Source organism: Cellulomonas sp. P2_B4 (genome assembly GCF_056404795.1).
Genome location: NZ_JBFUDI010000005.1, coordinates 48840 through 66650, shown reverse-complemented (window position 1 = coordinate 66650; position 17811 = coordinate 48840). Strand labels below are relative to the sequence as shown.

Here is a 17811-nt window from a genome sequence, read left to right as displayed (position 1 = left end):
AGCCTGAGGAGGTGCCCCGTGCGCGGTCGTTCCGACGTGCTCGAGCCGGCCATCCTCGGGCTGCTGCACGAGGCGCCCATGCACGGCTACGAGCTGCGCAAGCGACTCAACCTCGTGCTCGGCTCGTTCCGTGCTCTCTCGTACGGCTCCCTGTACCCCTGCCTCAAGTCGCTCGTCGACCGTGGCTGGATCCAGGGCACCGAGTCCGTCGTCGCACCCCACGCCGTGGCGTCCAAGCGCGCCCGCATCGTCTACCAGCTGACCGCCGACGGCAAGGAACACCTCCAGGAGATCCTGGCGTCGTCCGGCCCGGCCACCTGGGAGGACGAGAACTTCGACGTCCGGTTCGCGTTCTTCGCGCAGACCGACGCCGAGACCCGGCTCCGGATCCTCGAGGGTCGGCGTACGCGTCTGACCGAACGTCTCGAGACGGTCCGCCAGTCCTTCGCCCGCACCCGCGAGCGCATGGACGAGTACACCCTTGAGCTCCAGCGGCACGGCCTCGAACAGGTCGAGCGTGAGGTCCGCTGGCTCGACGGGTTGATCGACAACGAGCGCGGCGTACGCCGCACCCGTCCTGCAGGCACCGGTCGTCCGGCCGTTGCTGACACCACCGCTGGTGACGACGAAGTCGGACCACCGCGAACCACCGAGAAGGAGCGAGGATGACCTCCATCCGCGTCGCCATCGTCGGCGTCGGCAACTGCGCCGCGTCGCTTGTCCAGGGCGTGCACTACTACGCCGACGCAGACGCCGGCAGCAACGTGCCCGGCCTGATGCACGTGCAGTTCGGCGACTACCACGTGCGCGACATCGAGTTCGTCGCCGCGTTCGACGTCGACGCGAAGAAGGTCGGCTTCGACCTGTCCGAGGCCATCGGTGCCTCGGAGAACAACACGATCAAGATCGCCGACGTCCCGCCGCTCGGCGTGACCGTGCAGCGTGGCCCGACGCTCGACGGCCTGGGCAAGTACTACTCCCTGACGATCGACGAGTCCGACGCCGAGCCGGTCGACGTCGTCGCAGCGCTGCGCGAGGCCCAGGTCGACGTCCTCATCTGCTACCTGCCCGTCGGGTCGGAGGACGCTGCGAAGTTCTACGCGCAGGCCGCCATCGACGCGAAGGTCGCGTTCGTCAACGCGCTGCCCGTCTTCATCGCGTCCGACCCCGAGTGGGCCGCGAAGTTCGAGGCCGCCGGTGTCCCGATCGTCGGCGACGACATCAAGTCGCAGGTCGGCGCCACCATCACGCACCGTGTCCTCGCGAAGCTCTTCGAGGACCGCGGCGTCGTGCTGGACCGCACGTACCAGCTGAACGTCGGCGGCAACATGGACTTCAAGAACATGCTCGAGCGTGAGCGCCTGGAGTCCAAGAAGCTCTCCAAGACGCAGGCCGTGACCTCCAACCTGACCGGCCCCCTGGGCGGCAAGAAGGAGGACCGCAACGTCCACATCGGCCCGTCGGACTACGTCGCCTGGCTCGACGACCGCAAGTGGGCCTACGTCCGCCTCGAGGGTCGCGCGTTCGGCGAGGTGCCCCTGAACCTCGAGTACAAGCTCGAGGTCTGGGACTCGCCCAACTCGGCCGGCATCATCATCGACGCCCTGCGCGCGGCGAAGATCGCCAAGGACCGCGGCGTCGGTGGCCCGATCCTGTCGGCCTCGACGTACTTCATGAAGTCCCCGCCCGTGCAGATGGAGGACACCCTCGGTCGCATCGAGCTGGAGGCCTTCATCGCCGGTGAGCGCGAGCGCTGACAGCGCTGACCTCTAGCGACACGTACAAGGCGCGCACCCCGKMCGGGGTGCGCGCCTTGTCGTTTCCGGCCGGAGGACGGCTCGTCGCCGGTGCTATTGTTCGGCCCCTTCCCCGACTTCTACTCCCGGCATCGGACATGCTCAGACGAAACACACGCGTCCTCTGGTTGCTCAACCACAAGACGCTCATGCCGTACGAGGTGCCGCTCCTGCGCCGGCTGGGGTACGAGGTCTTCGTCCCGAAGATCATTCCCGCCAAGAACTTCCGGAGCGCGGCCGTCGACTTCTCTCACGACGCGTCCCTGACGATTCCCTCGAAGGCTCTCGAGGCGCTCAACGCCTTCAATCTCTACGAGGACGCCTGGACCCCGGAGATCACGCGCATCGTCAACCGCTATTTCGGCGCCGCCTTCGTCATGCTGCACCGCGACCTCCTTGCCGAGACCACCGACAAATTCGAGGGCCAGATCGTGCTGCGCGCCTTCGGCCTTCCGAACGAGACGTCGTACACCGAGCTCATCCGCGACCTCAACGGTCCGGTTCTCCTGCGCAAGCTGGAGAATCTGGGCGACCGTTTCTGGTTCGGTGAGGGTTACGACAACCTGCACGAGGTGGAGGCGCCGCTGTTGCAGCACCGTGCGCTGCACCTCCCCATCGGCATTCCCGACTCGTTCTTCGCCAATGCCGGCCGCTGGGTCGGGTCTGATCCGAGGATCCTCTTCGTGTGCCCGGACATCCGGACCGACGACTACCACGCCAAGATCTATCGAGAGTTCAAGCAGAACTTCGGTCACCTGCCGCACGTCATCGCGGGGATCCAGCGCGAGCCCGTCGATGATCCGCACGTCGTCGGATTCGTGACTGACGAGGAGCTCACCCGGCTCTACCTCGAGTGCGCCGTCCTCTACTACCACTCCCGCGAAGTTCGTCACGTGCACTATCCCCCGATCGAGGCTGCGATCAACGGGATGCCGGTCGTCTTCTACGAGGGATCTCTGCTTGACCGCATGGGCTCGAGCACGACGCTCGGACGCGTGCCGGACGTCGCCGCCGCTCGCCGGATGATCGAGCAGATCCTCGACGGGGACCGTGCGCTCGTCGACGAGCTGACCACCGCTCAGCGATCGCTGCCCGACCGGTTCACGGAGCCCTACTGCACCCAGACCTGGGCCTCGAACATGGACCAGCAGGGTTTCAATGCCGCGCTCCGTCGCCAGAGCAGCGGAACTTTGATGAACGAGGCCCGTCGGGCGGTCCTGGCGCCGTGGGCCAAGGGCAAGACCGCGATCAATCCTCACCGGGCAGCGCTCCGGACGCCGGGAGCGACCCACACACTCGCCTCGGCAACGACCGAGCTCGGGGGTTCCCTGCTCGACGGGATCCACTTCGCCGACCGTGGGTTTCCGGGTTTCGTGCACTACATCGACGGCATCGGTGCACCCGAGTCTTGGGGTCGTTGGAGCAGCTCCGACGCCATCACGGTCGTTCTCAAGCATCCCCTGGAGGGCGACTTCCGGCTCTTCCTGCGCGGTGCGGCACACGGCGCCAACATCGACGTGCCGGTTCCCGTCACCATCGGGACCGCCACCGAGTACGCGCGCTTCGGTGAGGACACCCAGAACGGGGTGTGGCTGCACTTCGACCTCGACGCACCGTCCAACACGATCGAGATCCGGGTGCCGTCCCCCACCCAGGCGAGCTCCGACCCCCGGGTGATCGGCGTGGGTCTGAGCGAGCTGCGCATGGCGGCCCCGGTCACCCTGACGATGGACGAGGCGGAGTCCGCCCTGGGCACGTCCCTGGCGCGTGGGATCGACTTCTCCGACCCGGACCTGTGCCCTCTCGTCGCCGGGTCCGAAGGGCTGGGCGAAGCCGAGGAGTGGGGACGGTGGAGCGTCCGAGACTCCGTGCGCCTCGAGCTCGCGCACACCCTCGAGGGTGACATCGCCCTGCTGCTGCGGGCCGTGGGGAACCGCGCCAACGTCGGCGTGCCGGTACCGGTCACCATCGGTGACCAGACCCGGCACGTCACGCTGCCCGGCTCCCTGGCGCCCGAGCAGGAGCTCACCGTCTGGTTCGACGCGCTCGCACCCTCGAACGTGGTGTCCGTCGATGTCCCGCACCCCGAGAGGCCGCCGGGCGAGACGCGCACGGTCGGGATCGGGTTCTACGGCCTGCGCGCCCGCGCCGTCCCGGACGACGAGCGCCGGCCCTCCCTCGACGACGGCATCGACTTCACGGCCGCGGCGTTCCCGTCGTTCGTGCACGGCGTCGAGGGCCTCGCCGCCGCCGAGAGCTGGGGTCGTTGGAGCGTCGGCACGACCGTCCGGATCCGGCTCGACCACCCGCTCCAGGGACGGGTCACGCTCTTCGTGCGCGCCGGCGCGTACGGGCCGAACGCCGGCGTCCCGATCCCCGTCAGGATCGGCGGCCAGACGCGGCACGTGATGCTCTCGTCGCAGCTCGACAACCCGTCCGAGATCCCGGTCGAGTTCGACCTGCGCGCGCCGTCGGACGTCATCGAGATCATCGTCCCGACCCCGACGACGCCGCCCACGGACTCGCGGGCCGTCGGCATCGGTCTCGTCTCGCTGCGCACCACCCGCCCGTAGCCGTCAACCCTTCGACGCGGCGAGGGGAACGGGCAGGGCCGTTCGCCGGCCCCGGACGCATGATCGTCAGCGTGAGCACGCTCGCGGCGGCCACGAGCGTGGCGCTGGCCGCGAAGGCGAGCCGATAGCCGCCGGTCAGCGCCTCGACGACCGACGAGCCCCCGGCGGTCAGCGTCTCCGTGCGTGCCGCGGCCAGGCCGGCGAGGACGGCGATCCCGAGCGCACCGCCCACCTGCTGGCTGGTGTTGGCCAGGCGGGAGGCGAGCCCCGCGTCGGCAGGTGAGGCGTCGGACATGATCACGGTGGTCACGCCGGGCAGCGCCAGGCCGGCACCGGTGCCGAGCACGAGCAGCGACGGGAGGATGTCGGTCGCGTAGCCGCCGGAGGCCGGACGCGTCAGCAGCACCAGACCGCGCACGAGCAACGCCGGGCCTCGGTGTGGGTGTGGGCGTCGCCGATGTGCTCGGGTCGGTGCCACGGCGGGCGGCGGCGGGTCGAGGCGCGGAACAGCGAACACGGCGGCCGCCCCGATCAGGACCGCGACGCAGGCCGCGGGCGCCGACAGGAGCGCGGTCCGGGTGGCGCGTCGACGACGGACGGCCGCACACATCCGGTCGACCCGCGCCGAGTCGTTCGCGGCGTCCGCGAGCGCGCGTCCCCTGCTCGACCGCGTCGGCTATGAGCTCGTGCAGGTCACGCGTCACGGGGCACCCGTTCGGGAAGAGCAGGACGGGGCTGGCGTCGTCGACGGACGCGAGCACGTCGAGTCGGTCAGGCCGCGGTCGGTCGGGTCGGCGGTGAGTGCGGGGGGTGCGGCCGCCACCCGCGACAGCGCCTGGGACTCCCCCGTCGTCGGGTGCCGTCCACGAACCGGGACACGATCGCCCGGCGTATGTAGGCCTCGGCATGGTCGACCGACGTGACCCGGGCTCGGCCAGAGAGCGTCGACACCACCGCGTCCTGCACGGGGTGCGCGCCTTCGTCGTCCAGCACCCGCGGCGACCGGCCCGTCCAGGTGCGAAGGGCGCGCACCGCCGTCGGGATGCGCGCCCTTCGAGCTCGCCCGCCGTTCCCCGGACAAGGCCCCCTGCGCCCTGTCCGGCGGCTGCACAAGAGAGAACGGCTGCCGGGGCCATTCGGTTGGGGTCCGGAGGGCATCGGCATCCTGAAGTGTCCTGAGCGGGTGCGAGGATGTCCGCGTGCAGGTGATCGCCGATCTCAAGGCTCTCTGGCCTCTGCGGGACTTCCGCAAGCTGTTCGCCGTCCGGCTCGTGAGCCAGGCGGCCGACGGCATGTTCCAGGTCGGGCTGGCGACGCTGTTCTTCTTCTCCCCGGAGAACGCGAGCACCGCCACGGGCGTCGCCGCCGCGTTCGCGGTGCTGCTGCTGCCGTTCACGATCGTCGGGCCGTGGGCCGGGGTGCTGCTGGACCGCTGGCGGCGCCGGCAGGTTCTGTTCGTCGGCAACCTGGTCCGGGTCGGCCTGACGGCACTGATCGCGGTGATCATGCTGACCGCGGGAGTCACGCCGGCCGTCTACGTGCTCGCCCTGGTGAACCTCTCGGTCAACCGGTTCCTGCTCTCCGCGCTGTCCGCGTCGCTGCCGCGCACGGTCGACGGACCGCTCCTGCTCACCGCCAACTCGCTGACGCCGACGCTCGGGGCCGCGGCCGCGGGTGTCGGCGGTGCGATCGGCCTGGTCCTCGGGTTCGTCCTTCCCGAGGGACGCGGGCGTGACGCGACGGCGCTCATCGTCGCGGCCTGCGTCATGGCGACCGCCGCGTACCTGTCCACACGGCTGGACAAGGACCGCCTGGGTCCCGACGAGCGCGCGAACGCCGCCGAGCTGCGCGCCCAGCTCGGCCTGATCTTCCGCGGCTTCGTCGTCGGCGCGAAGTACCTGATCGCACGGCGGACCCCCGCCCGGGCGCTCGGCATCATGGCCGTGCACCGCTTCCTGTACGGCGTCACGTTCATCGCGAGCATCCTCATCGCGCGCAACCTGCTGAGCGACCCGCAGAACACGAGCGACGGGCTGAAGACGTTCGCGTCCATCCTCGGCGCCTCCGCCCTCGGCTTCTTCCTCGCCGTCCTGGTCACGCCCGTGCTTGCCCGCCGCACCGGTCCGCAGGTGTGGATCGTCCTGTGCCTCCTGCTCGCCGCCGGCAGCCAGCTGCTCCTCGCGACGACGCCGTCGCGCACGGTCGTGCTCAGCGCCGCGGTGCTGCTCGGCCTCGCGGCCCAGGGCGCCAAGATCGCCGTCGACACGATCGTGCAGCGGGACACCGACGACCTCTACCGCGGCCGCGCGTTCGCGCTCTACGACGTCCTCTACAACGCCGCGTTCGTCGGTGCGGCCGCGCTCGGCGCGCTCACGCTGCCGGACACGGGCTACTCGCAGGGCCTCTTCGTCGTCCTCGCCTTCGGGTACGTGGCCGGTGCACTGGTGTACGGGTTCGCGTCACGCGGCGTGGGCTCGACGGCGGTCGCCCAGGAACCCGTCGCCGCATGAGCCACGACGACCTCCCGCTCCGGTCCGTCCTGGACAGTGACCTCGCGCTGACCATCGCGGACGCCCGCGTGAGCGACGCGCCGCTGGTCTGGGTGAACGCCGCGTTCACACGACTGACGGGATATCCCCCCGACGAGGTGCTGGGCCGCAACTGCCGGTTCCTGCAGGGCGCCGACACCGACCCGACGGAGGTCTCCCGCATCCGGACCGCGCTCGACGAGGGCCGGACGATCGCCACGGTGATCCGCAACTACCGCCGCGACGGGACGCCGTTCTGGAACCAGGTGGTGATCAGCCCGGTCGCCGACGAGGCCGGCGACACCACGCACTTCATCGGCGTCCAGGCCCTGCTCAGCACGCAGCTTCCCGCCGAGCACGCACGCGACCTCCTGCCGAGCCTCGACGAGCAGGCCACCGCGCGCCTCGACCTGCTGGCGCGCGTGAGCGACGAGCTGACCCGCAACCTCGACTACGACGCGGCGGTCGACGCGCTCGGGGACATCGCGATCCCCGCCCTGGCCACCTGGGGCTTCGTCGCGATGACCGACGAGCGCGGCCGGTTCTCCCGGGTCCACCTGGTGGTGAGCGACCCCACCGACCACGAGCTCGCCGTCCAGCTCGCGCACGAGGACCTCGGCTGGCTGACGCGGGCGCCCAAGGTGGCCGCCGCCCTCGGCAGCGCTCCGGGGTTCGTCGCGAAGCCGTACCGGATCGACGTCGACGGGCTGCCCGACCGCACGACCCCGGTGCAGCTCGAGCTCCTGCGGCGCCTCGGGCTCGGGTCCGCGATGCTGGTGCCGCTGCGCGCGCGCGACCGCGTGATCGGCGTGCTCTGCCTGGTGCACGCCGACGAGTTCAGCCCTGACGCCGTGGTCACCGCGGCCCACCTGGAGCGCCGGGCCGGGCTGGCGCTGGACAACGTGCGGCTGCTGCTGGCCGAACGGTCCGCCGCGCTGACGCTCCAGGAGAGCCTGCTGCCGACGATCACCGACGTCCCCGGCCTCGACGTCGCGACCGCGTACGTCCCGTCCGCTCGACGCGCACAGGTCGGTGGCGACTGGTTCGACGTGCTGCCGCTGCCCGACGGGACGGTCGGCCTCGCGGTCGGTGATGTGGTCGGCCACGACCTGCGCGCGGCCGCGTCGATGGGGCAGCTGCGCTCGCTGCTGCGGTCGTACGCGTGGGAGGGCTCGTCGCCCGGCGCGGTGCTGGCGCGCGCGGACGAGCTGGTCCGCGGCCTGGACATCGCCGACATCGCGACCTGCGTGTACCTGCGGTGGTCGTCCGAGGGCGTCGGCGCCCACGTGAACTACGCCCGCGCGGGCCATCCGCCGCCGCTGCTGCGTCTGCCCGGCGGCGAGATCATCCAGCTCGACGAGGGCCTGTCCACGCCGATCGGGCTCGCGGGCCGCGACCGGCCCGAGGCCGCGATCGGCATCCCGCCGGGCGGCGTGCTCGTCCTCTATACCGACGGGCTCGTCGAGCGACGCGACCGCGGGCTGCGCGAGGGCATCGCGGCACTGTCGGCCGAGCTCTCCTCCGTGCCGGACGGCTCGACCTCGGCAGAGATCCGCGACCACCTCGTCGCGTCCCTCGTCGGCACGCACCAGGAGGACGACGTCTGCGTGCTGGTGGTCAGGTCCGCGTAGACCACCAGGCGAGCAGCTCGTCGCGCGCCACGTCCGGGCCCAGCGGTCCGCGCTCCATGCGCAGCTCGAGCAGGAACGTGTACGCCTCGCCCACCTCGCGGCCGGGCTTGAGGTCGAGGATCGCCATGATCTGCGTCCCGTCCAGGTCCGGGCGGATCGAGTTCAGCTCCTCCTGCTCCTGCAGCTCGGCGATCCGTCGCTCCAGGTCGTCGTAGGCCGCGGACAGCCGGGCGGCCTTGCGCAGGTTACGGGTGGTGCAGTCCGAGCGGGTCAGGCGGTGCAGCCGCTCCAGCAGCGGGCCGGCGTCCGTGACGTACCGGCGCACCGCCGAGTCGGTCCACGCCCCCTCGCCGTACCCGTGGAACCGCAGGTGCAGCTCGGTCAGCCGCGCCACCGCGGTCACCGTCGCCTTGTCGAACCGCAGCTCCTTGAGCCGCTTGGCGACGAGCTTCGCGCCGACCATCTCGTGGTGGTGGAAGCTCACGCCGCCGCCCGCCTCGAAGCGACGGGTCTTCGGCTTGCCGATGTCGTGCAGCAGCGCGGCCAGGCGGAGCACCAGGTCCGGGCCGGGCACCGCGCCGTCCGGGCCGGTCTCCAGGGCGATCGCCTTGTCGAGCACGGTCAGCGAGTGCTCGTAGACGTCCTTGTGCCGGTGGTGCTCGTCGATCTCGAGGCGCAGCGCGGGCAGCTCGGGCAGCACGTGGTCGGCCAGGCCGGTGTCGACGAGGACCTCGAGGCCGTCGCGGGGGGTCGACGAGACCAGCAGCTTGCTGAGCTCGTCGCGCACCCGCTCGGCGCTGACGATCGCGATGCGGTCGGCCATGTCGACGATCGCGGTCCGCGCGGCCTCGTCGACCGCGAAGCCCAGCTGCGCGGCAAATCGAGCGGCCCGCATCATGCGCAGCGGGTCGTCGTCGAACGACTGCCGCGGGTCGACGGGGGTGCGCAGGACGCCCGCCGCGAGGTCCTTGAGTCCGTCGAACGGGTCCACGAAGGTCAGCTCGGGCAGCCGGACCGCCATCGAGTTGACCGTGAAGTCGCGGCGCGACAGGTCCCCCTCAAGGCTCTGCCCGAACGCGACCTGCGGCTTGCGGCTCGTCGGGTCGTACTCGTCCGTGCGGTACGTGGTGACCTCGACGACGACGTCCTGCGCCGTGCTCGTGCGGCGCCCCGCGAACCGGCGAGCGCCGATCGTGCCGAACTCCTTGCCGACGTCCCAGTGCGCGTCACCCCACCGCGCCAGGAGCGCGAGGGTCTCGTCGGGCGACGCCGACGTCGTGAAGTCGAGGTCCGCGGACGCCCGCCCGAGGAACGCGTCGCGCACAGGCCCCCCGACCAGCGCGAGCTCGTGACCGGCGGACCGGAAGATCTCGCCGAGCTCCAGGGCGTCGGACGGGAGGCTGCTCAGGACGCCCAGGGCGCGTCGGCGCAGGGCGGCGAGGTCAGAGGGGTCGGGCTGTTCGACGGGCACTCGTCCAACCCTGCCAGACATCCGCCGACGTCTGGTCGTCGCACGCGCTCGGGGACGCTCCCGCACGCCAGGACGGTCCTGCTCCGCCGAGTCGTTACAGTGGCGGGATGTCGAGCCCGGCGCGCCCATCGTTCCCCGGGGGCGTGCCAGCGCCGCCGGGTGGCCACGCGCTGCGCATCGACCCCCGCCTCACGCCCACGAAGCCGGCGACGCCGCCGCTGCCCGTGGTCGACGAGACCTCTGCCGGCGGGATCGTCGTGAGCAGGCGTGACGGTGTCGACCACGCCGCCGTGATCGCCCGCCGCAACCGCGCCGGCCGCCTCGAGTGGTGCCTGCCCAAGGGGCACCTGGAGGGCGAGGAGACGCCCGAGGAGGCCGCGGTCCGCGAGATCGCCGAGGAGACCGGCATCGTCGGCGAGGTGCTCAGGCGGCTCGGGGTCATCGACTACTGGTTCAGCGGCGACGACCGTCGCGTCCACAAGGTGGTGCACCACTTCCTGCTCGGCGCCGTCGGCGGCGAGCTGTCCGTCGAGGGCGACCCGGACGGCGAGGCCGAGGAGGCCGCGTGGATCCCCGTCGCCCAGCTGCACGACGTCCTGGCCTACCCCAACGAGCGACGGCTCGCCGAGGCGGCCCTGCTGGTCCTCGTCGACGAGGCATGAGCGCGCGCTCGACGCTGCGCCGGGTGCTCTGCGCGGCCCTGGTCCTCTTCCCTGCGCTCCTCGCGATCGCGACGCCGGCCCGCGCAGCCGACGACGACCCCCAGCTCCCGGTCACCGTGCACGTCGACGAGATCGCGCCCGCGGTCCTGCGGCCCGGCGAGGACCTCACCGTCCGGGCCACCCTCACCAACACGGGCACGGAGGCGATCCAGAGCCCGGTCGTCACCCTGCGTCTGAGCCGGTTCCTCACCAGCACGCGCGACGACCTCGAGGCCTGGACCACCGAGGACACCTGCACGTCGAAGCGCCCGTGCCCGCCGATCGGGACGGTCACGCTGCCCGGACCCCTCGAGGTCGGGCAGTCCGTCTCGGTCGAGCTGCCCGTGGCCGCGAAGAGCATCCAGCTCACCAACCTGCCCGACACCTGGGGACCGCGCGGCCTGTCCGTCGACGTGCTGGACGGTCGGACCAGGGTGGGCCTCGAACGCACCTTCCTGCTCTGGTTCACCGACGACGCCGACGTCTCGCCGACCTCCGTCTCGGTGCTCGTGCCGGTGGTCGGACCCGGTGCGGACCCGCTCGAACCTCCGACAGCGCAGCTCGACCGGCTCGTCGCACCCGGCGGACGCCTCGACGGGCTCGCGGCGACCCTCGCGACGAGTCCCGGGATCGGCGTCGCCGTCGACCCCTCGCTGCTGGCCCTGGCCGCCGAGGGGAGCAGCCGGTCGCAGACCTGGGGTGCCGCACTCGACTCCGACCTGGCACGGCACGACGTCCTGGCGCTGCCCTGGTCGGACCCCGACATCGGTGCGGCCGCGCACGCCGACCAGGCCGGTCTCGTGCAGCTGGCGGTCGACGCGTCCGCGACGGCCGGGATCGACGGGTCCGGCATCCTGTGGACGCCGACCGGCGGCGCCCTCGACCAGACGACCCTCGGCGTGACCGCGCAGGTGCACCAGCCCGCGGTGGTCGTCGCACCAGGGTCGGTCGACGTGGATCAGCCCAAGAACGGGAAGACCCCGCAGGCCCGCACCGCCGTCCGCACGCCCGCCGGCACCGTCGACGCGCTCGTCCCCGACAGCCGGCTCAGCGCGCTGCTCACCGACCCGACCTCGGTCGACCCGCAGGCGACACCCGCGACGACCGCGCAGCGGGCGCTCGCCGAGCTGGCGGTCGTCACGCGGGAGACCACGTCCGACCAGCCCCACCTGCTCCTGACGGCCGGTCGCGACTGGACGCCCGACACCGCGTCGGTCGCCGCGCTGGTGACCGCGCTCGGCAACGTCCCCTGGGTCGACCTCACCGACGCCTCCACGCTGCTCGGCCCCGACGAGATCGCCGGCAAGGGCACCGTGCCCGCGAGCGCGGCCGGCGCCGACGAGCTCGACCCCGACAGCGTCCGTGCGCTCGCCGCCGCGCGGGACGAGGCCACGGCGTTCTCCACGGTCACGAGCGAGCCCGACCAGCTGCTCGACGGCGTCGACGCCGAGGTCGTCGCGCCGCTGGCGGTCGCCTGGCGCGCCGAGCCGCAGCAGCGGGCGGACCTGGTGGCGCGGGTGCTCGCCGACGTGGGCGCGCGCACCAGCGGGTTGTCGATCGGGCAGCTGAGCGACATCAACGTCATCAGCTCGACCGGCGAGATCCGCATGACCGTCTCCAACGACCTGGACGTGCCGGTCTCCGTGCTGCTCACCGTGGAGCCGGGCAAGCCCTGCCTCGAGGTGGAGGACGTGCCGACGGTCTCCGTCGAGGCCAAGAGCCAGACGCTCGTGCCCGTCACGCTGCACGCCCGCGCCAACTGCGACGTCGTCGTCGTCTCGCGGCTGACCGCCGCCGACGGGACCCCGGTGTCCGAGCCCGTCGCGTTCACCGCTCGGGTGACGCCCACCATCGAGAGCGTCGGCACGATCGTCGTCGGCGTCCTGCTGGCCATCGGCCTGGTGCTCGGCATCATCCGGACCATCCGCCGCGGGCAGAGCGCGCGACGCGGCAGCCGGGTGGACATCGAGGGCGCACCGCCGGCACCGGTCGAGCCGGCCGCCGAGACGCCGGTCGCCGAGGCGCCGGTCACCGATCCTGCGGAGCCTGTCTCCCGCGAGTCGAACCCGTGAGCGACCCGACGGCCGGCGGGATGCGCCGCGGGGCCGCCGTCATGGCCTCGGGCACGGCCGCGTCCCGCGCGCTCGGCCTCCTGCGCGCCATGGTCCTCGCGGCCGCGATCGGTGGTACCGGGCAGGCCGCCGACGCGTTCGCGGTGGCCAACAAGCTGCCGAACATCCTCTACATGCTGCTCATCGGCGGCGTCCTGAACGCGATCCTCGTGCCGCAGGTGGTCCGCGCCTACAAGCGCAACGCCGGCCAGGAGTACGTCGACCGGCTGCTGACCTTCGGGTTCGTCGCGCTGGCCGGGCTCACCGTCGTCCTCACCGTCGCCGCCCCGCTGCTCGTGAACCTCTACTCGAACTTCCCGACGGAGCAGACGACCCTCGCCGTGACGTTCGCGTTCTGGTGCATCCCCCAGCTGTTCTTCTACGGCGCGTACGGGCTGCTCGGCCAGGTGTTGAACGCTCGCGGCTCCTTCGGGCCGTACATGTGGGCGCCCGTCGTCAACAACGTGGTCTCCATCGCCGGCTTCGCGCTCTTCATCGCCCTGTTCCAGGGAGTGAAGCGCAACGGCGTGGTGCAGGCCTCCGACCTGACCACCACCGAGACCACGCTGTTCGCGCTGTCCGCCACCCTCGGGGTGGTCGCCCAGGCCGCCGTGCTCCTGCCCGCACTGCGACGGGCCGGGGTGCACTACCGGCCGCGCTGGGGTCTGCGCGGCTCCGGCCTCGGGACGGCCGGCAAGGTCGCGACCTGGACGCTCGCCGGTCTGGGCATCGGGCAGCTCGGCTACCTCGTCGTGTCCCAGGTCGCGTCCGCGGCACCGGACGCCGCCGTCGGCGCAGCAGCGGGATCGGTGGCCGGCAACGCGGCCTACGACAACGCGTTCCTCATCTTCATGCTGCCGCACTCGCTCGTGACGGTGTCGCTGGCCACCGCCATGTTCACGCGGCTGTCCGCGCACGCGCACGACAACGATCTCGTCGCCGTCCGCGGGAACCTCTCGTCGAGCCTGCGCATCGTCGGGGTGTTCACCGTGTTCGCCACCGCGGTGATCGCGGTGCTCGCCCTGCCGCTGTGCCGCGTGCTCCTGTTCACCTCGGCGCAGCAGTCCGCCGAAGCGACCGCCCCCATCGCGCTCGCCATGATCGTCGGGCTGCCCGCGTTCGGCGTGTGGTCGCTGTACCAGCGGGTGTTCTACGCCTACGAGGACGCCCGCGCGATGCTCCCCGTGCAGATCGTCATGGCGGTCGTCGTGGCCGCGGGGTCGTTCGCTTCGTGGCTGTTCCTGCCCGCGAAGAGCTGGGTGGTGGGGATCGGTCTGGCCATGAGCGTGTCGTACGTCGTCGGCATGCTCTACGCCCAGGTGCTCCTGCGCCGGCGGCTCCGGTCGCTCGACGGGTCGCGGGTGCTGCGGATGTACGCGCGCGCCGGGGTCTCGGCGCTCGTGGCGGCCGGGGTCGGTCTGACGGTCCTCTGGCTCCTCGGCCGTTCCCTGTCCAGCGGGTTCGTCGCGTCGATCGTCGAGTGCGCTGTCGTCGGGACCTTGATGGGACTGCTGTACGTCGGCGGGCTGCGCGTGCTGCGGGTACGCGAGCTCGACAGCCTGCTGGGACCCGTTCTGCGAAGGCTTCCTGGACGGCGCGGCTAGCATGCAGGGGGCCTGACCGAGCGGGGTCGGCCCCATCGTCGAGCGGAGGTGCTGGTGAGCGAGGTCGTCGGTCGTGGCACTGTGCTCGCCGGGCGCTACCGCGTGCTCTCCGCGGTCGACTCCGACCTCGAGGGCGTCAGCGCGTGGCAGGCAACCGACCAGATCCTCGACCGGGCCGTCCGGGTCCGGGTGCTCGAGTCCGGGGCCGTCGCCCCTGCGCTCGACGCTGCCCGCCGGGCCGCGCTCGTCACCGACCCCCGGCTCGTGCGCGTGCTCGACGTCGGGTCGCACGACGGCTACGGCTACGTCGTCTCCGAGCAGCTCGTCGGCCTGTCGCTCGCCGAGCTGGCCTCGCGCGCACCGCTGACCGCCGACCAGGCCCGTGCCGTCGTCGGCGAGGCCGCCGCCGCCCTCGAGATCGCACGCCGCCGCGGTGTCCACCACCTCGCCCTGCGCCCGTCGGTCGTGCACGTGAGCCCCGACGGCCGGGTCCTCGTCGGCGGGCTCGCGCTCGACGCCGCCCTGCTCGGTGACGCCGGCGGCGACGCGCGGTCGACCACCCGCGCCGACGCCGTCGGACTGGTCCGGCTCCTGTACGCCGCCCTGACCGGGCACTGGCCCGGCGATCCCGACTCCCTGCTGCCCACCGGCGGCGACACCCTGCCGCTCGCCCCGCTCGTGAACGGCTCGCCGGTGCCGCCCGCCGAGCTCGTGCCGGGCATCCCGAACGACCTCGACACGCTCTGCGCGGTCACGCTCGGCCCCAACGACGACGGTCCGCACAGTCCCGGCGAGCTCGTCCGCGAGCTCGAGCCGTGGGGCGAGATCCGCGCGTCGGGACTCGGCGAGGACTCGGCCGTGGCTGCCACCACCGTCGAGACGCAGTTCCCGCCGACCGGTGACGCCGCTCCTGAGCCGGGGCCCACGCTGGTCGAGGGTCTCGCGGTGGCGCCCGTCGTCGTGCAGCGGCAGTCCGTGCGCACCGCGTTCCAGGTCCCCGAGACGCAGCCTCCCGGCGCCAACCTGCCCGGCACCCCGCCGCCCGCGATCCCCGCCAAGGGCAACACCCTCGGTGGCGGCGCCACACCGGCCACCGGCGCGCCTGCGGTCCCGCCTCCGCCCGTAGTTCCCGTCGCGGCGGCCGCTGCTGCTCCCGCCACGGCGCCGGCGCCTGCTCCTGCTCCTGCTCCTGTCGCTCCGCCGGCGCCCACGGTCTCGCGTCGGCCCGTCGCGCAGGCCAAGGCCGCCGCCGACTTCGACGACGTCATGGGGGTCGACACGCGCGACGTCCCGATCGTCGCGCGCCGTTTCGACCCGACGGCGCTCGTGCTGATCATCGTCGGCATCGGCGTGATCATCGGGGTCATCATCGCTGTCCGCACGCTGTTCTCCTCGTTCGACCCCCCGTCGCCGTCCACCGACGACGGAGCAGCGGCACCGTCGCAGAGCGCCTCGGCGTCGGCGCCGGCGACCGGTGAGACTCCGGTGGCACCCCCTGCCGAGGCCCCCGCCGGTGGTCCGCCGGTCATCGCCTCCGCGACGACGATCGACCCCTCCGACGCGGACGGCGAGCACCAGGAGGACGCGGCCAAGGCGTTCGACGGCGACCCCTCGACGTTCTGGTACACCCAGACCTACAAGCGGGCCGACTTCGCCGGGTTCAAGCCCGCCGTCGGCTACGCGATCACGCTGGCCAACCAGACCACCGTGAACGCCGTGACGCTGCGGTCGAACAGCCTGGGCGGGCACGTGGAGATCCGCGCGACGGACGCCGCGCACCCCACCGACGGGCCGGTCCTCGCATCCGGGTCGTTCGGCCCGGAGGGCGTCTTCCCGCTCGTGCCGCCGCCCGACACGCAGTCGCTCGTCCTGTGGATCACCGAGCTGCCGACCACCGCCGACGGGTCGTTCCGGCTCGAGCTGACCGAGGTCTCGCTGTCCTGAGCCCGCCTCGCGCGCGCTGCTTGTCGGTGCCGGGCGTCATGCTGTTCACGGAACATCTGGCGCCTAGGATCTGTTGATCCCGACAGCCTCCACACCCGACCCGCAAGGACCCACACCGTGACCGACCAGACCACCGCAGCGCCCGACTCCGTGCGCGACCTCGTCATCGTCGGATCGGGTCCCGCCGGCTACACGGCCGCCATCTACGCCGCGCGCGCGGGCCTCGCCCCGCTCGTCATCGCCGGGTCGGTCACCGCCGGCGGCGCGCTGATGAACACGACCGAGGTCGAGAACTTCCCCGGCTTCCCCGACGGCGTCCAGGGCCCCGAGCTCATGGAGCAGCTGCAGAAGCAGGCCGAGAAGTTCGGCGCCGAGGTGCTGTGGGACGACGCCTCCTCGCTCGACCTCACCGGCGAGATCAAGGTCATCGAGACCTTGAACGGCGACACGTTCCGCGCCCGCGCCGTCATCCTGGCCACCGGCTCCGCGTACCGCGAGCTCGGCCTCGACGACGAGAAGCGCATGTCCGGCCGCGGCGTCTCGTGGTGCGCCACCTGCGACGGGTTCTTCTTCCGCGACCAGGAGATCATCGTGGTCGGCGGGGGCGACTCCGCCGTCGAGGAGGCCACGTTCCTCACCCGGTTCGGCAAGCGCGTCACCCTCGTGCACCGCCGCGACCACCTGCGCGCCTCGAAGATCATGGCCGACCGCGCCGCCAACGACCCGAAGATCGAGTTCGCCTGGAACTCCGAGGTGGTCGGCATCCACGGCGACGCCAAGGTCACCGGCGTGACGCTGCGCGACACGATCACCGGCGAGACCCGCGAGCACCCCGCGACCGGCGTCTTCGTCGCCATCGGTCACGTCCCGCGCTCGGAGCTGCTCGTCGGCCAGGTCGACCTCGACGACGAGGGCTACGTGCAGGTCGTCGGCCGGTCCACGGCCACCAACGTCACCGGGGTCTTCGCCTGCGGCGACCTCGTCGACCACACCTACCGTCAGGCGATCACCGCGGCCGGCTCCGGCTGCGCCGCCGCCCTCGACGCGCAGCACTTCCTCGCGTCGTTGGGCGACCTGGTCGCCCCCGTCCCGCCCATCGAGGCCTACGTCCAGGAGATCGTATGAGCACCACCGTCGTCACCGACGCCACGTTCCAGGCCGAGGTCCTCGAGTCCGAGATCCCCGTGATCGTCGACTTCTGGGCCGTCTGGTGCGGTCCGTGCCGCATGGTCGCGCCCGTGCTCGAGGAGCTCTCGAACCAGTACGAGGGCCGCGTCAAGATCGTGAAGGTCGACGCCGACGAGAACCCTCAGCTGGCGGCCGACTACAACATCGTGTCGATCCCGACGCTGAACATCTACTCCGGTGGCGAGCTCGTCGCGTCCCGCGTCGGCGCCCGCCCGAAGTCGATGATCGCCGAGGACATCGAGAGTGTTCTCGCCTCCGTCTGAC

General features: G+C 72.0%; 13 protein-coding genes. 11 read left to right on the top strand and 2 right to left on the bottom strand.

The window, feature by feature from the left end; translation table 11 throughout:
- The first annotated feature begins 18 nt into the window (after positions 1–18).
- From AC1DZC_RS09605 to AC1DZC_RS09595, 3 genes are all read left to right on the top strand, one after another.
- Positions 19–669: a PadR family transcriptional regulator gene (locus tag AC1DZC_RS09605; protein ID WP_477037672.1), complete on the top strand. Its 651-nt coding sequence runs from the start codon at positions 19–21 to the stop codon at positions 667–669.
- On the top strand, positions 666–1757 hold the full coding sequence (locus AC1DZC_RS09600; protein ID WP_477037673.1) for an inositol-3-phosphate synthase: 1092 nt from the start codon (positions 666–668) through the stop codon (positions 1755–1757). The genes AC1DZC_RS09605 and AC1DZC_RS09600 overlap by 4 nt, the downstream gene beginning before the upstream one ends.
- A gap of 137 nt (positions 1758–1894) precedes the next feature.
- Positions 1895–4369 carry a DUF7024 domain-containing protein gene (locus AC1DZC_RS09595; RefSeq protein WP_477043086.1) on the top strand — a complete coding sequence of 825 codons (2475 nt, stop codon included), beginning with the start codon at positions 1895–1897 and terminating at the stop codon, positions 4367–4369.
- Here the strand turns inward: AC1DZC_RS09595 and AC1DZC_RS09590 are convergent.
- Positions 4284–4787 carry a hypothetical protein gene (locus AC1DZC_RS09590; RefSeq protein WP_477043085.1) on the bottom strand — a complete coding sequence of 168 codons (504 nt, stop codon included), beginning with the start codon at positions 4785–4787 and terminating at the stop codon, positions 4284–4286. The genes AC1DZC_RS09595 and AC1DZC_RS09590 overlap by 86 nt on opposite strands.
- Before the next feature lie 781 nt (positions 4788–5568).
- Here AC1DZC_RS09590 and AC1DZC_RS09585 point away from each other — a divergent pair.
- Together AC1DZC_RS09585 and AC1DZC_RS09580 are read left to right on the top strand one after the other, a co-directional pair.
- The gene (locus AC1DZC_RS09585; protein WP_477037674.1) at positions 5569–6879 is read left to right on the top strand and encodes an MFS transporter; all 1311 of its coding nucleotides are present in this window, start codon (positions 5569–5571) and stop codon (positions 6877–6879) included.
- Positions 6876–8528, top strand: coding sequence for a PP2C family protein-serine/threonine phosphatase (locus AC1DZC_RS09580; RefSeq protein ID WP_477043084.1), 1653 nt, complete (start codon positions 6876–6878; stop codon positions 8526–8528). The genes AC1DZC_RS09585 and AC1DZC_RS09580 overlap by 4 nt, the downstream gene beginning before the upstream one ends.
- Here AC1DZC_RS09580 and AC1DZC_RS09575 read toward each other — a convergent pair.
- Positions 8515–10020, bottom strand: a complete 1506-nt coding sequence (locus AC1DZC_RS09575; protein WP_477043083.1) for a CCA tRNA nucleotidyltransferase — start codon at positions 10018–10020, stop codon at positions 8515–8517. The two genes, AC1DZC_RS09580 and AC1DZC_RS09575, sit on opposite strands and share 14 nt — an antisense overlap.
- Before the next feature lie 86 nt (positions 10021–10106).
- On the opposite strand from AC1DZC_RS09575, the gene AC1DZC_RS09570 reads away from it, so the two are divergent.
- The 6 genes from AC1DZC_RS09570 to trxA all read left to right on the top strand — a co-directional run bounded on the left by AC1DZC_RS09570 (position 10107) and on the right by trxA (position 17810).
- Entirely contained in the window at positions 10107–10661 is a 555-nt protein-coding gene (locus tag AC1DZC_RS09570) for an NUDIX hydrolase (RefSeq protein ID WP_477037677.1), read from the top strand.
- Positions 10658–12772 (top strand): DUF6049 family protein, encoded by a 2115-nt coding sequence (locus tag AC1DZC_RS09565; RefSeq protein WP_477043082.1) that lies wholly within the window; start codon positions 10658–10660, stop codon positions 12770–12772. Before AC1DZC_RS09570 ends, AC1DZC_RS09565 begins: the two co-directional genes overlap by 4 nt.
- A complete protein-coding gene (gene murJ, locus AC1DZC_RS09560; RefSeq protein ID WP_477043081.1) occupies positions 12769–14415 on the top strand; it encodes a murein biosynthesis integral membrane protein MurJ in 1647 nt (548 codons plus the stop codon). The genes AC1DZC_RS09565 and murJ overlap by 4 nt, the downstream gene beginning before the upstream one ends.
- Before the next feature lie 54 nt (positions 14416–14469).
- Positions 14470–16359, top strand: coding sequence for a protein kinase family protein (locus AC1DZC_RS09555; protein ID WP_477043080.1), 1890 nt, complete (start codon positions 14470–14472; stop codon positions 16357–16359).
- A gap of 117 nt (positions 16360–16476) precedes the next feature.
- Positions 16477–17484 (top strand): thioredoxin-disulfide reductase, encoded by a 1008-nt coding sequence (gene trxB / locus AC1DZC_RS09550; RefSeq protein WP_477043079.1) that lies wholly within the window; start codon positions 16477–16479, stop codon positions 17482–17484.
- Entirely contained in the window at positions 17481–17810 is a 330-nt protein-coding gene (trxA, locus tag AC1DZC_RS09545) for a thioredoxin (protein ID WP_477037682.1), read from the top strand. Before trxB ends, trxA begins: the two co-directional genes overlap by 4 nt.
- The last annotated feature ends 1 nt before the right edge of the window (position 17811 follow it).

Coding starts and splice junctions, on each gene's coding strand:
- AC1DZC_RS09600 (WP_477037673.1), top strand. CDS start 666: ATGACCTCCATCCGCGTCGCCATCGTCGGCGTCGGCAACTGCGCCGCG.
- AC1DZC_RS09595 (WP_477043086.1), top strand. CDS start 1,895: ATGCTCAGACGAAACACACGCGTCCTCTGGTTGCTCAACCACAAGACG.
- AC1DZC_RS09580 (WP_477043084.1), top strand. CDS start 6,876: ATGAGCCACGACGACCTCCCGCTCCGGTCCGTCCTGGACAGTGACCTC.
- AC1DZC_RS09575 (WP_477043083.1), bottom strand. CDS start 10,020: ATGTCTGGCAGGGTTGGACGAGTGCCCGTCGAACAGCCCGACCCCTCT.
- AC1DZC_RS09570 (WP_477037677.1), top strand. CDS start 10,107: ATGTCGAGCCCGGCGCGCCCATCGTTCCCCGGGGGCGTGCCAGCGCCG.
- AC1DZC_RS09565 (WP_477043082.1), top strand. CDS start 10,658: ATGAGCGCGCGCTCGACGCTGCGCCGGGTGCTCTGCGCGGCCCTGGTC.
- trxA (WP_477037682.1), top strand. CDS start 17,481: ATGAGCACCACCGTCGTCACCGACGCCACGTTCCAGGCCGAGGTCCTC.